Origin of the sequence: Nonomuraea sp. GTA35 (assembly GCF_041950525.1) — a bacterium.
Classification (GTDB): Bacteria; Actinomycetota; Actinomycetes; order Streptosporangiales; family Streptosporangiaceae; genus Nonomuraea.
This window is the reverse complement of sequence record NZ_JBGNUV010000009.1, coordinates 246,189-259,373: the sequence shown is the minus strand read 5'-3', so window position 1 is coordinate 259,373 and position 13,185 is coordinate 246,189. Positions and strand designations below refer to the sequence as shown.

Here is a 13,185-nt window from a genome sequence, read left to right as displayed (position 1 = left end):
CTCGCGCGTCACAGACCGTAGGCCTCCAGCAGCCGGAGCCAGATCTCGCTCACCGTCGGGAACGACGGCACCGCGTGCCAGAGCCGGTCGAGCGGCACCTCGGCGGTCACCGCGATCGTGGCCGCGTGCAGCAGCTCGGCCGCGCCGGGGCCCGCGAACGTGACGCCGAGCAGCACCTTCCTGTCCTCGTCCACGACGGCCCTGGCCTTGCCCCGGTAGCCGTCACCCATCAGGTACGCCCCGGTGACCGCCCCCATGTCGTAGTCCACCACCCGCACCCGGAAGCCGTCCGCGCGCGCCGCCTCCTCCGTCCGGCCGACCGCGCAGATCTGCGGGTCGGTGAAGACGACCTGGGGCGAGCCGTAACCGCCCGCGAGATCCCGCATCGCGGGCAGCTCGTCGCCCCGCGCCCGCGCGGCGATCACGTCACCGCAGATCCTCGCCTGGTACTTGCCCATGTGCGTCAGCAGCGTCCGCCCGTTGACGTCGCCCACGGCGTACAGCCAGCCGCCCTCGACCCCGGTCGCCCGCAGGCTGTCGTCCACCTCGACCGGCTTGTCCTCGGGCAGGCCCACCGAGGCGAGCCCGAGGTTACGGGTCGCGGCGTGCCGGCCGGTCGCCACCAGCAGCTCGTCCGCCTCCAGCGGCGGCCCGTCCGGCAGGTGCACGGTGACCTTCCCGCCGGGCTCGGGACGCTCGACCCTGGCGACGTCGGTGTGGGTGCGTACGTCGATGCCCGCCTCGGCGAACGACTCGGCGAGCAGCTCACCCGCGAACGGCTCCATGCGGTTGAGCAGCCGGCCGCCGCGTACCAGCACCGTGGTCTGCCGCGCGCCCAGCCCGTGCATCGCCTGCGCCATCTCGCAGGCCACCACGCCGCCGCCGATCACGACCAGCCGCTCGGGGATGGAGGTCGCCGCCGTCACCTCGTGGCTGGTCCACGGGGACGCCTCGGCCAGGCCGGGCGTGCGCGGGATGGCGGCGGTGCTGCCCGTGGCCAGCACGACGGCCTGGCGGGCCGTCAGGACGCGCTCCTCGCCGGTCTCCGTCGTCACGCGTACGCGCTTGGGGCCGTCGAGACGGCCGCGGCCGCGTACGAACTCGGCGGGGACGCTCTCGACCCAGCGCACCTGACCGGCGTCGTCGTAACCGGACACGGCCTCGTCGCGCCTGGCCAGCACCTTGGCCACGTCGATCGGCCCGAGCGAGAGGCCGGGCACCCGCGAGACCTCGCCCGCCAGGTCGACCGGCCGCAGCAGCGCCTTGCTCGGCACGCACGCCCAGTAGGAGCACTCGCCGCCGGCCAGCCGTTCCTCGACGATCGCCGCTGTCAGACCACCCCGCACGGCCCGGTCCACGACGTTCTCACCGGCGGGCCCCGCCCCGATCACGATGACATCGAACTCGTCAGCCACCCCTGCCTCCACAAGACTCGTTCGGCTATCGAGGAAATGCTTTCACGTGCGGTCGGCGGTCCGCGAACGCGGCCCGGCCGGTGCGTCGCCCGAGCCGGCCGGGGAGCCGTGAGAGTCCTTTCATCTCGACCTCATCGTGGTCCAACGCCCCCTCGACACGCTGAATCCAGCCGCGGACATCCCGCGACCGGCTTCTAGGAGGAGCACATGCCTCAGGAATTAAGGCGGGCGCTGCTCGCCCTGGCGATCGCACTCGGACTGGGCGCCACCGCCACCCTCGTCACGACGACGGCGGCGCAGGCGGTCACCCTGACGAGCATCCAGACGACGGCGGACGATGACGACGATGACGGTGGCGGCGGGGACGATGACGGCGCGCCCCGGGGCGGGGTGGACACGGGCGTGGGCGGTTCGGCCGCGCGGGACGACGACGATGACGGCGCGCCCCGGGGTGGGGTGGATACCGGCGTGGGTGGTTCGGCCGCGCGGGACGACGATGACGACGACGGCAGCGCGCCGCGCGGTGGCGTGGACACCGGCATGGGCGGGACCGCCGACAAGGGGGCCGTCGAAGACAGCACTGCCCTGACCGGGTCCACTCGGAGCGGGTCCACCGGGTCCGGCTTGGACGCGGTCAACGTCAGCAACTCACGGGCAGGCGAAACCGCCGGCAGCGGGGCCGAGGACAGCCGGTCGGTGCCTGTGGTGCCGCTGAGCCTGGCGGGCGCCGCCCTGCTCGGAGCCGGTGCGTACTGGGTGCGGCGCACGCTCTTCGCGGGCAGCTGAGCATGCGCACGCGACTGGCGGCCGTGACCTGCCTCATGGTCGCGGCCACCGCCTGCGCCACCGGCAACGCCACCGCCGCCGCGCAGGCGCAGGCGCAGGCGGCCGGCGCCCTGGGCGGCTCCCTCCACGGGAGTGCCGGGGACGCGGCGGACCCTGTGCGGTTGCGGATACCGGCGATCAAGCTGTCCACCCGCGTGATCCCGCTGCGGCTCGACGCCAAGGGCCGCCTGGTCGCTCCCACCGCGTTCGACCGGGTGGGGTGGAACAGGTCGGGCCCGGAGCCGGGCGAGAAGGGGGTCGCCGTGATCGCCGGTCACGTCGACTCCGCGACCGGGCCGGCGGTCTTCTACCGCCTGCGCCAGTTACGCGAGGGCGACCGCATCCACGTCGACCGCGCTGACGGCAGCACGGTCACGTTCAGGGTCGGCCGCCTGGCCCGCTACCCCAAGAGCCGCATCCCGGACAAGGAGGTCTACGGTCCCGCTCCAGGGACCCAGCTCCGGCTGATCACCTGTGGCGGCACGTTCGACCGCGCCCGCCGCAGCTACCGCGACAACGTCATCGTGTTCGCCCGTTGAGGTGACATCGCGCGGCCGTGCCGCCGAGGAGACAGGGACGCCTCCCCGGCGGCACAGCCGTGCCCGCGTGCGTCGTGCCCGCGTGCGTCGTGCCCGCGTGCGTCGTGCCGCGGTGGGGCGATGTCCGCCTGTGTCACCTTCGCACCGCTGTGCGGCGGCGCCCCCACCAGATGGTCTCCGCGTCCCCGGCCTCATTCGCCGTCACGTACGGCTCGCGTCGGAGTCCGTTAACCCGCGAGACGTAGCGTGCCCACATGGCGGATGACTACCCCACCTCGCTCCCGTACCGGCAGTCGACCGACGGCTACCACACCTACCGGATCCCCGCGGTCGTGGTGACCCGGGACGGCACGGTGCTGGCGTTCGCGGAGGGGCGGCGGGGCTCGGCGTCCGACTCCGGGCACATCGACCTGGTGCTCAAGCGATCGTCCGACGGCGGCCGTACGTGGGGCGAGCTGCAGGTGGTGGCGACGGAGCCGCGGCGGGGGACGGCCGGGAACCCGGCGCCGGTGGTGCTGGACGACGGCCGGATCGTGCTGGTCTTCGTGCGGCAGGGCCCCTCGGCCACCGAGGAGAAGATCAGGCGCGGCCAGGTCGCGGCGGCTGACGGGCGGCGGGTGTTCGTCCAGGTCAGCGAGGACGACGGGGTCACCTGGTCGGCGGCCAGGGAGATCACGCAGAGCACGAAGCGGCCCGAGTGGCGGTGGTACGCGACCACGCCGGGGCACGCGCTCGTGTTGCGGCAGGGCGAGCACGCCGGGCGCATCGTCGTTCCCGCCAACCACTCGCTGCCGCCCGGCGGGCAGGACAACGGGACCGAGGGCAAGTACAACGGGGGCCACTCGCTGCTGAGCGACGACGGCGGGCAGACCTGGCGGATCGGCTACGTGGACGACAACCCCGACGGGTACGTCAACGTGAACGAGACCACCGGCACCGAGCTGCCCGGCGGGCGGATCTACTTCAACACCCGCACCGACTCCACCGCCCCCGGCACCAGGGCCGACGCCTGCTCCGCCGATGGCGGGCAGACGCTGGAGCTGCCGTTCCGGCCGCAGGCCGGGCTGGCCGGGCCGGTGGTGGAGGGCAGCGTGTTGTGGTGCGAGTCGCCGGAGGTGCTGCTGTTCTCGGGCCCGGCGGCGCCCGACGCGCGGGCGCTGATGACCGTACGCGCCAGCCACGACCACGGTGTCACCTGGCGGGCTGTGCACACGGTGTCCGGGCTGCCCGCCGCCTACTCCGACCTGGTGCGGGTGGACGGCGACACGGTGGGCCTGCTGTTCGAGACGGGGAACTTCGGCCCGTACGAGAGCATCGCCTTCCGCCGCATCCCGGTCTCGGAGCTGGCCGCGGCCTCCTCCTAGGTCCGGGGGCCGCGAGCCCCCCGCGGGTGGCTAGCTGCCGTCGGAGTTGACGACGTTCATCATCATGATGAGCCCGTGCACGCTGTTGTCCTCCGTGCGCAGGTGCGACAGCTGCACCGTCAGCGGCGCCGGCCGGCCCCGGCGGTTCACCGCGTCGAGCACCAGCCCCTCCACCGTCTCCAGCGGCCTCGACCCGTCGGCGAGGGCGGTGCGCAGGCGCGGCAGCAGCAGCTCCAGGGGCAGGCCGATGTCGAGCCCGGCGAGCGGCTCGCCCACGGCCTCGTCGGAGCGCATCCCCCACAGCTCCTCGGCCCCCGGGCTCCAGACCACCACCCGCAGGTCGCCGTCCAGCACCACCACGGCGTCGCCGAGGCTGCGCACCACCGAGGAGACGAACCTGTTGACGTCGTCGAGCTCGATCGTGCGGGCGGTCAGGGCGTCGTTGATGTGCTGGAGCTCGTCGTTGGTGGACTGGAGCTCCTCGTTCATCGTCTCCAGCTCCTCGTTGGTGGACTGGAGTTCCTCGTTGGTGGTCTCGAGCTCCTCGTTGGTGGACTGGAGTTCCTCGTTGGTGGTCTCCAGCTCCTCGTTGAGCGACTGCAGCTCCTCGTAGGCCTGCTCGAGCTGCCTGTTGGCCTGCTCCAGCTCGTCCCTGAGCTTGCGGTAGCGGGTGACGTCGTAGAAGTGGATGCCCATCCCGACCAGGTTGCCCGAGGCAAGCAGGGGGACGACCGAGACGTCGAAGACGCCGGCCTCCGGCGATCCGACGCGGCGCCAGACCACCTCCCGCAGCTCCACCGGGCGCAGGTCGTGGCGGGCCTGCTCGATGACCGAGCGCAGCTCCACCGGCCGGTAGGAGACCTCCAGGTCCTGGAAGGGACGGCCGACGTCGCGCGGGTTGAGGTTGAACAGGGCCTCGGCCCTGGAGTTGGCCAGCGCCAGGTTGCCCGAGGAGTCCACGACGATCTGGGCCACGGGGCCGGAGGCGAGCGCCACGGACGCCAGTGTGGGCAGGCGTGAGGCCAGGTCGGGGGCGGCGCCGGTGACCGACCACGGCGCGCGGTTGCCGTGGTGGGCGGGCCTGATCTTCCTGAACAGGCGCATGCGCAGGTCGACCGGCTCGAACTTGTCGCTGTGGTTGAGCAGCATCTCCGCCTTGCCCAGGAACAGGAACCCGGGGTCGGACAGCGCGAAGTGGAAGCGCCGGACGATGTTGAGCTGCATGTCCGTGTTGAAGTACATCAGCGTGTTGCGGGCCAGCAGCAGGTCGACGCGGGAGATCGGCGCGTCGTGGGTGAGGTCGTTGTGGCCGAAGATGAGCTGGCGGCGCAGGTCGCGGCGGAAGGTGTAGCCGTTGTCCACCCGCTCGAAGTAGGTCTCGCGCAGATCGATGGGCACGTCGGCGAGCGACCGGTCGGTGTAGACGCCCGTCCTGGCGACGTTCAGCGCCTTCTCGTCGAGGTCGGTGCCGTAGATCTTGACGCGGTTGCGGAACTCGTCCAGGCCGAGCTCCTCGGCCAGCACCATGGCGATGGTGTAGGCCTCCTCGCCGGTGGCGCAGCCGGCGCTCCAGATCCTGATGGGCCGGCCCGCCGGCTTCTGGTCGAGCAGGGCGGGGACGACGAGCTCGCGCATCCGCTGCCACGCGGCGGCGTCCCTGAAGAAACCGGTGACGTTGATCAGGAGGCTGTCGAAGAGCCGCGTGAACTCCTCGGGCTCCAGCTCCAGGAGATCGCGGTATTCGCCGTAGTCGCGCAGCTTCAGTACCTCGAGGCGGCGGGCGATCCGCCGGATCAGGGTGGTGCGCTTGTATCCCGTGAAGTCGAAACCGCGCGTCTCCTTGAGGAGAAGGAGGAGGTCGTCGAAATCACGCTCTTCCTCTGTGGCCACGAGCGAAGCCTACGCCGATCCGGCCTGCTCAGCCCGGCTGCAGCGGGTCACCGTTACGACCGATGCCGGATTGCAGCATGCGAATGGTGTTCAGCGCCTCCCCGGTGCGCTCCAGCTCCTCGTCGAAGTAACGCGACGAGACGTGCTGGCCCCGCTCCCCGGCGGAGCGGCGCATGCGTTCGAGCACCCGCAGCCGCTCCTCCAGCCGCTGGATCGCCACCCACAGGGCCCGCTCGACGGCGTCCGACTGCGCGTCCATCATGCTGTCGCGCGACCACGCATGCCCCACCCTGCAGACGTACCGGTCGGTCCTGCGGCTCCTCTGCTCGTAGATGGGGCCGTTGCACTCCGGGCAACTGAGGGCGACCAGGGTTCCTTCGGGCTCGCCCAGCGCCGGCGCCTCCCGCAGGAACTGCTCGATCTCGTGCTCCATCTCGCCGTCGCACACCTGGCTCTCCGTACTCACAGGGGTACGGCTCTGCTCCGTGATCCACCCGGCGATCTGGCGTACCGGGAGTGCCCGCGCCGTCGGCACCGCCGTCCTGGCGGCCCTCGGCATGCCGGGGAAGGCGCACTCCGACAGCTCCTGCACGGCGACCGCGCCCCCGTGCCTGTCGATCGCCTCGCATCCTCTCGCGCCGTCGTCCAGCGTGCCGCTCAGCACCACGGCCGCCACGCGTGCTCCGGCGTCCAGGGCCGCGCTCATGAACAGCGGGTCGGCCGCCGGGCGGTGCCCGTTGTGCCGCGGGCCCCGCGACAGGCGGACCTGGCCCTTGCTCAGGAGCAGGTGGAAGTCGGGCCGCGCGACGTACACGCGGCCTGGACGCAGGCTCTCCCCGTCGTCCGCGGGGGCTGCCTTGAGCGGCCCTGCCCGGTCGAGGATGCCGGCCAGCACGCTGTTGCCCTGCGGCGGCACGTGCAGCACCACCAGCACCGCCGCCGGCAGATCGGGCGGCAGCCCGCCCAGCAGGACCCGCAGTGCCTCGACACCGCCCGCCGAAGCGGCGACCACGACCACGTCACGCCCTGCAGCCTCCATGCCCTGCCCTCTATCCGCGGGGGAGGGCCCCATGCGCGCGCATCGCCCTACAGATGGGGAGGTACCCGGTCCGCCTCCGTGAGCGTCAGGATCGAGCGGGCCTCCGAGAGGCTGCTGCGCAGGGCGAGCAGGCTGTCGTCGCAGCGGCGGCGGGTCCTGAGGAGCCGCGTGCGGGCCTCGGCCGCGGCGTGGAGCCGCTTGTGCAGTGCCTGCTGCTGGTGGACGGCCTGGTCGCGCAGCGAGCGCGACTCGAAGATGATCTCGGGGAGCCGGCTCGCGTCGAGCTCGACGGGCGGCGCGAGCGGGCGGGGCTGCTCGGGTGCCGGCTCGCGTCGCGACCGGGGCTGCTCCCGCGCCGGGGGCTGGGCGCGGGGCACGGTGCGCAGGCGCGGCAGGTGACGGCGCCGCACGGGCGGCTCGGGAAGCTGGTACGCCTCCACGCCGGCGGCCGCGAGGGCCTCGGGCATGCTGGCGAACAGCGGGATCGCCGTCAGGGACCGCTCGGTCATCAGCGCGACGAGACGGCGCAGCGGCGGCTGCACCTCGGCCAGGGCCAGGTAACCGTCCTTCTCCTGCAGCGCGCGGTGCGTGCGGGCGAGCAGGTCGAGCCCGTTCAGGTCGCAGAACCACAGGTCGCCCGCCGCCACGAGCACGTGCTTGACGGGGGTGTGCGGCAGGGGGTCGAGGAAGGCGGCGAGCACGGGTTTCGTCGTCGAGTCGAGCTCCCCGGTCAGCGCGATCACCAAGGTGACGTCGTCGACGGGCACGAGGCGCACCGACAGCTGCATCATGGTGAGCCCCCTCTCTCTGGGTCAGCGCGCCTTCTGGGACGGCCGCGCGTGGCAGATTCCGGCTCGGCCTCCATAATCTCGCTCCACCGGGCAAAGGGCCAGGCGATTGGCCATCAAGCACCCTGCCGGACGGTGAGAAAGTTGGGCAGGCTGGTCCAGCTGTCGCCCGGCGGGGCGCCGTCGAGCCGCGCGACCAGGTGGGCCTTCACCGCGATGCGCTCGCCGAAGAGGGCGTTCCGGTCGGCACGTACGTCAGGCGTGTCCGGCAGCGCCTCGAACGCCTCGTGGGCGGCGGCGGCCACGATCGCCCAGAGCCGCCGCTCGACCGCCCTGTCGCGCTGCCCGAAGAGGGCGATCAGGCTGCCGAACGTGGTGCCCACCAGCGAGCCGAAGAGCTTGGCGTGCAGGACCGCCGGATCGTCGCTGAGCAGCCGGGCACTGACCGGCGGCGGCTCGATCCCGTTGCGCGCCAGCCTGGCGGGGCTGAGCCGCACGTCGGCCAGGTCGCGGTAGACCAGCCGGTACGGCAGGCCGTCCCCGCCGAGCGCGACCAGCAGGTTCTGGCCGTGTGCCTCCAGAGCCACGCCGAGCGCCAGCATCCCCAGCGTGTCCGCCAGCGCCAGCCGGGCGAACGCGGCGAGCCAGGCGGCCGGGTCGTGCGCCGTCGCGCGGGTGACGGCGGCGACGGGCAGCACGGGGCCCTTCTCGGGGGTGGGCTCGCGGAGCATGCAGGACAGGTCGGCGCTGTACTCGCCGCCCGCCCTGCCGGCGGCCCCGGCCAGGTAGCGGGCGATGCGCAGCCCGCCGCCGCACCGCTCGGACACCGTGGTGAGCAGGCTCGACAGGGGGACGCAGTCGCGTACGGAACCGGGGGAGATGTCCCTGACGCCCGAGGTCATCCGGGTGGTGAACGCCGTCTTCAGGTGCGGGCCGCCGTCGAGCGGGGCGAGCGTGCGTGCGGACATGAGCGGGCGGGCCCGGATGGCCCCCGTGGCGTGCGGGCGCAGGCCCAGGGCGGGCAGGACGTGCCGGGTCTGCCACGGGTGCACGGGCAGCAGCAGCCGGCCGCCGTCCACGAGCGAGGCCGGCCACGGCCCGGAGACGAGGCAGTCGCGCAGGGGCAGGGCCAGCAGGTCGAGGGCCACGGTGGGGCGGTGCTCGGGCATGTACGCGAGCTGCTCGGCCACGGACACGCCCGGCCGGTTGCGGCACCCCGGATGGTAGGGGTGACCGTCCACCACGCCCTGCTCGTGATCCTCCGGGGTGTCGCCCGGCCGCGGTGAGGCGCCGGCGCGGGACAGCGCCATGGAGGCGACGCTGTGGTCGAGCTCCTCGACCAGGCGGTCCGTGCAGGGCAGGCCGAGGGCGGCCAGCAGCTCGGCCGGATGGGCGTGGGGCCGCCCGTCCAGCCAGAGCGCGGGCTCCTCCCCGAGGTCGTACGGCCGCCGCTCCCGCCCCGTCAGCTCGCGCCCGTCGGCCAGCAGCAGGCGCGCGGGCCCGGCGGGTGTCAGGCCGGGGAGCGGTTCGTACAGCAGCCCCCGCCACAACCGCCCCAGCACGGCGGCCCGCGCGCCGGGAAGTGCCGCGGCGTAGCGGGCGGACAGATCGGGCCGGACGAGGGCCAGTTCGGCGGCGAACTCACCCTCTAAACGCCTCATAACCCCCATCTTCCCCAGAAACCAGCCTGATAGCTACTCTGAGGGCATCAATGGGGACAAAGGGTAGGAGTAGGTCGCCATGGCTTTTACCGACGGCCTCCTGCCCGCCGCAGGGCCAGGGCTCGAAGCCGAGTCCCTCGCCGTGACGGCGCTGCTGAACTGCCTCATCCGCGAGGTGGCCCGGCCCGCCGAGCCCGGAGCCTTCCTGCTGCCCGCGACCGGTCACCTGCTGCGGGCCGGAGGCACCCGGTTCCCCGCCGCCCCCGCCCTGCGCACCCCCGACGGCTGGTGCCCGCTGCCGCTGCCGGAGCTGGTCGCGCTGACGGCCGCCGAGCTGCGCGCGGCCACCGGCGTCGCCAACGACGGGCTGCCCGCCGAGATCCTCGACAGCCGGGACGTCACCGCCGCCCTGCTGGCGGCCAGGCGCACCACCGTGCCGCCCGCCGACGCGTACCTGCGCTCCGAGCAGGCACTCGTGGCGGGGCACCGCTACCACCCCGCCCCCAAGGCGCGCGGCGGTGGCGACCCGGGTTCCTGGCTGCGCTACTCGCCCGAGGCGCGGGCGAGCTTCCCCCTGCCGCTGCTCGGCGTGCCCGCCGAGGACCTCGTGGAGGACGGGGACGCGAGCGCCCTGGACACGCTCGATCCCGCGAGCCCGCTGGACCGGCGCGGCGGCCTCCCGGATGACGGCCTGACCCTGCTGCCCGCCCATCCCTGGCAACTCGAACTGCTGGGCGAGCCCGGCCTGCGCCGGCTGGGCGCCACGGCCGCCACCGCCGTGGCCACCGCGTCCGTCCGCACGGTGTACCTGCCCGAGGCGGACCTGTTCTGCAAGTTCAGCCTGGACGTGCGGATCACCAACGACATCCGCCGCCTGTGGCTGCACGACCTGCGCCGGCTCTCGCTCGTGGCGGCCCTGGTGGACGTGGCGTTCGACGACCTGCCCTGCCACCTGCCGCGCCCGGCCGTGCTGCGCGACCGCGGCTGGCGCAGCGCCCGGCTCGGCGCGGACGGCGGCGAGGCGCTGGCCGTGATCGTCCGCGACGGGCTGGGCGAGCACCTGCTCCCGGGGCTGACCGCGCTGCTGGCGGCGGGGATCAGCGAGGGCTTCCCCGGCAACCCGCTCGACGCACTCGACGAGGACGGGGCGCTCGCGTGGTGGCAGCGGTACCTGGAGCACGTCGTGCCGCCGGTCCTGCACGCGTACCTGCGGCACGGGGTGGTGCTCGAATGTCACCTGCAGAACGTGCTGATCGCCGTGGACGAGCAGGGCATGCCGGGGCAGGCGCTGTTCCGCGACCACGAGGGGGTCAAGCTCGTCGCCGAGCGCCATCCGGACCTCAGCGCGCCCGTGCTGGGCGGCGTGCGGGCGTGGGAGCGGCTGGTGTACTGCCTGCTCACCAACAACCTGTGCGAGATCGCCGGGGCGGTGGCGGAACGGCATCCCCGGCTGCGGGACGAGCTGTGGGCGCGGGCCAGGGCCGGGTTCGCCGACGCGGCCAAGGAGTACGGCGACCCGCCGGAGCTGCGCGACCTGCTGGCCGCCACGCACATCCCGGCCAAGGCCAACCTGCTGCTGCGCTGGCTGGACGCCGACGGCGCGGCCATGCGGTGGGTGCCGATCCCCAACCCGCTGCGGCTCTTCAGCCCGTGAGCGTCTACGGGCGCTCCTGGGCCCAGGGCGGCAGGGCGGCGTCCTGGCCGCGGCCCTTCGCGGGGCGGTCCTCGTGGGGCCACGGTGAAGCGGCCACCACCATGCCGTACAGCACGTGGTCGGCCAGCAGCGCCAGCCGCTCGGCCTTGCCGTGCCGGCGCGGCAGGCCCAGCGCGGGCGCGATCGCGACCTCGAAGGCGGCCCAGGCCAGCACCCCGTAGACCGGCCCCGCCCAGCGCCGCCGGCGCACGGCCCTCGGCAGGCAGCCGAAGAACGCGCCGCCGCCCGCCCCGTACAGCCAGTGCACGGCCTCCACCACGGCCGGCCGCCGCTCGGCGGGGACGTTGTGGAAGGCCGTGGGCGCGGTCCGCTCGATCACGGACTCGGGCGGGGTGCTCGGCACCATGCCGAGCGCGGTGGTGAGCTGCCGCAGGCCCGACATCGCCATGGAGGCGATCGCGCCCCTGGCGGCCGCCCGCACGATCGGCTTGCGCTCCCGCTCGGGCCGTACGTCTTCGCGCAGGTGAGAGGGGGCCTGCAGGGTCTGTGTCATGGTGTGCCGCTACCGAACGGCACGGCGGCTAAACCTCGCTACGGCAGCGAGCGCATGCGGCCGATGATGGCGGTCGTGGAGCGGTCGGGCAGGTAACCGAGCACCCGCACCTCGCCGCCCAGCGCGCGGACCAGCGGCGCCTCCGCCAGCATCTCCGCGGTGTAGTCGCCGCCCTTCACGTACAGCTCGGGCCGCATCATCCTGATCAGCCGCTCCGGCGTGTCCTCGTCGAACTCGGTCACGTAGTCCACGTCGTTGAGCGCGGCCAGCACGGACATCCTGTCCTCGCACGGGTTGACCGGCCGGCCGGGGCCCTTCAGCCGGGCCACGCTGGCGTCGCTGTTGACCGCCACCACCAGCACGTCGCCGAGCTGCCCCGCCTGCTCCAGGTACGTCACGTGCCCCCGGTGCAGCACGTCGAAGCAGCCGTTGGTGAACACCACCCGCTCGCCCCTGCGCCGGTGCTCGTCGAGGAGCTGGGCCAGCCGCTCGGCCGTCTGCACCGTGCCCTCCTGGCGGCGCAGCGCGCGCAGCAGGTCGTAGCGGGTGCAGACGGCGGTGCCCTGGCGGCGTACGACCACGCCGGCCGCCGCCTGCCCCGCCTCCGCCGCCTCCTCGGGCGAGGCCCCGCCCGCCAGCCAGAGCGCGAACGCGGCCGTGTACGTGTCGCCCGCCCCCGTGGCCATGTGCTGCGGCGCCGGCTGGGCATAGGTCCGGTACGGCGGGCTGCCCTTCCTGTGCAGCAGCGTGCCCTCGCCGTCCAGCGTGGTGACCACGATCCCGGCGCCGGTCAGCTCCAGCAGCCGCTCGGACCGGCCCATCAGGTACGCGGGCCGGTCCACCGCTCCGCCGTCGTCCCCGAGCAGGCGTACGACCTCGGCGTAGTTCGGCAGCACCGCGGACGGCGCGCACTCCCGCCACGGCGCTACCCCGTGCGCGTCCACCACCAGCAGCGGCAGCCCCGCCAGCGCCCGCCGCACGGCCGGGGTGAACACCCCGCCGCCGTAGTCGCACGCCACCACCACGTCGGCCTCCGCCACGGCCTCGACGATCCGACCGAGCAGCTCGCGCTCGGCCGCCTCCGGGATGGCGGACAGATCCTCCTCGTCGTAGCGCGCGGTGAGCTGCCCGCTGGTGATCAGCCGCCGCTTGTGCGCGGTGCGCCGCCCCGGCACGGTCACCAGGTCGGCGCCGACGCCGAACAGCCGCAGCGAGCGCTCCAGCTTCTCGCCGCAGTCGTCGTCGCCCACCACGCCGACGAGCCGGACGCGGGCCCCGAGTGCCACCAGGTTGGCGGCGGTGTTGGCGGCGCCGCCCGGGGCGTCCTCGGTCGCCTCCAGGCTCATCACGGGCACCGGCGCCTCCTGCGCGAGGCGCTTGGCCGAGCCGTGCAGCCATGAGTCGAGCATGACGTCGCCGACGACCACGGCGTTGACGATCCCCTCTGTGCCCATAGA

At 73.7% G+C, this 13,185-nt stretch carries 11 protein-coding genes; 4 read left to right on the top strand and 7 right to left on the bottom strand.

Annotated features, from left to right (window positions below; genetic code table 11):
* Window positions 1-8: 8 nt before the first annotated feature.
* A complete protein-coding gene (locus tag ACBJ32_RS35535; RefSeq protein ID WP_375130481.1) occupies window positions 9-1,415 on the bottom strand; it encodes a dihydrolipoyl dehydrogenase family protein in 1,407 nt (468 codons plus the stop codon).
* Between the two features lie 207 nt (window positions 1,416-1,622).
* Between ACBJ32_RS35535 and ACBJ32_RS35530 the strand changes: the two genes are divergently transcribed.
* The 3 genes from ACBJ32_RS35530 (at window position 1,623) to ACBJ32_RS35520 (ending at window position 4,143) form a co-directional block, all read left to right on the top strand.
* Complete coding sequence (locus ACBJ32_RS35530; protein ID WP_375130480.1) at window positions 1,623-2,201, top strand: hypothetical protein; 579 nt, start codon at window positions 1,623-1,625, stop codon at window positions 2,199-2,201.
* 2 nt (window positions 2,202-2,203) lie between these two features.
* Window positions 2,204-2,779 (top strand): class F sortase, encoded by a 576-nt coding sequence (locus ACBJ32_RS35525; protein ID WP_375130479.1) that lies wholly within the window; start codon window positions 2,204-2,206, stop codon window positions 2,777-2,779.
* A gap of 254 nt (window positions 2,780-3,033) precedes the next feature.
* The gene (locus ACBJ32_RS35520; RefSeq protein ID WP_375130478.1) at window positions 3,034-4,143 is read left to right on the top strand and encodes an exo-alpha-sialidase; all 1,110 of its coding nucleotides are present in this window, start codon (window positions 3,034-3,036) and stop codon (window positions 4,141-4,143) included.
* Between the two features lie 30 nt (window positions 4,144-4,173).
* On the opposite strand, the gene ACBJ32_RS35515 is transcribed toward ACBJ32_RS35520, so the two are convergent.
* The 4 genes from ACBJ32_RS35515 to ACBJ32_RS35500 form a co-directional block, all read right to left on the bottom strand.
* A complete protein-coding gene (locus tag ACBJ32_RS35515; protein WP_375130477.1) occupies window positions 4,174-6,033 on the bottom strand; it encodes a CheR family methyltransferase in 1,860 nt (619 codons plus the stop codon).
* Between the two features lie 28 nt (window positions 6,034-6,061).
* Entirely contained in the window at window positions 6,062-7,072 is a 1,011-nt protein-coding gene (locus tag ACBJ32_RS35510) for a chemotaxis protein CheB (protein WP_375130476.1), read from the bottom strand.
* A gap of 47 nt (window positions 7,073-7,119) precedes the next feature.
* On the bottom strand, window positions 7,120-7,863 hold the full coding sequence (locus ACBJ32_RS35505) for an STAS domain-containing protein (protein ID WP_375130475.1): 744 nt from the start codon (window positions 7,861-7,863) through the stop codon (window positions 7,120-7,122).
* Between the two features lie 113 nt (window positions 7,864-7,976).
* Window positions 7,977-9,521, bottom strand: a complete 1,545-nt coding sequence (locus tag ACBJ32_RS35500; protein WP_375130474.1) for an IucA/IucC family C-terminal-domain containing protein — start codon at window positions 9,519-9,521, stop codon at window positions 7,977-7,979.
* Window positions 9,522-9,600: 79 nt separating this feature from the next.
* Between ACBJ32_RS35500 and ACBJ32_RS35495 the strand changes: the two genes are divergently transcribed.
* The gene (locus ACBJ32_RS35495) at window positions 9,601-11,175 is read left to right on the top strand and encodes an IucA/IucC family protein (protein WP_375130473.1); all 1,575 of its coding nucleotides are present in this window, start codon (window positions 9,601-9,603) and stop codon (window positions 11,173-11,175) included.
* Window positions 11,176-11,179: 4 nt separating this feature from the next.
* On the opposite strand, the gene ACBJ32_RS35490 is transcribed toward ACBJ32_RS35495, so the two are convergent.
* Together ACBJ32_RS35490 and rfaE2 are read right to left on the bottom strand one after the other, a co-directional pair.
* Window positions 11,180-11,728, bottom strand: coding sequence for a hypothetical protein (locus ACBJ32_RS35490; protein ID WP_375130472.1), 549 nt, complete (start codon window positions 11,726-11,728; stop codon window positions 11,180-11,182).
* A gap of 38 nt (window positions 11,729-11,766) precedes the next feature.
* Window positions 11,767-13,182, bottom strand: a complete 1,416-nt coding sequence (gene rfaE2, locus ACBJ32_RS35485; RefSeq protein ID WP_357882435.1) for a D-glycero-beta-D-manno-heptose 1-phosphate adenylyltransferase — start codon at window positions 13,180-13,182, stop codon at window positions 11,767-11,769.
* Between the last annotated feature and the right edge of the window lie 3 nt (window positions 13,183-13,185).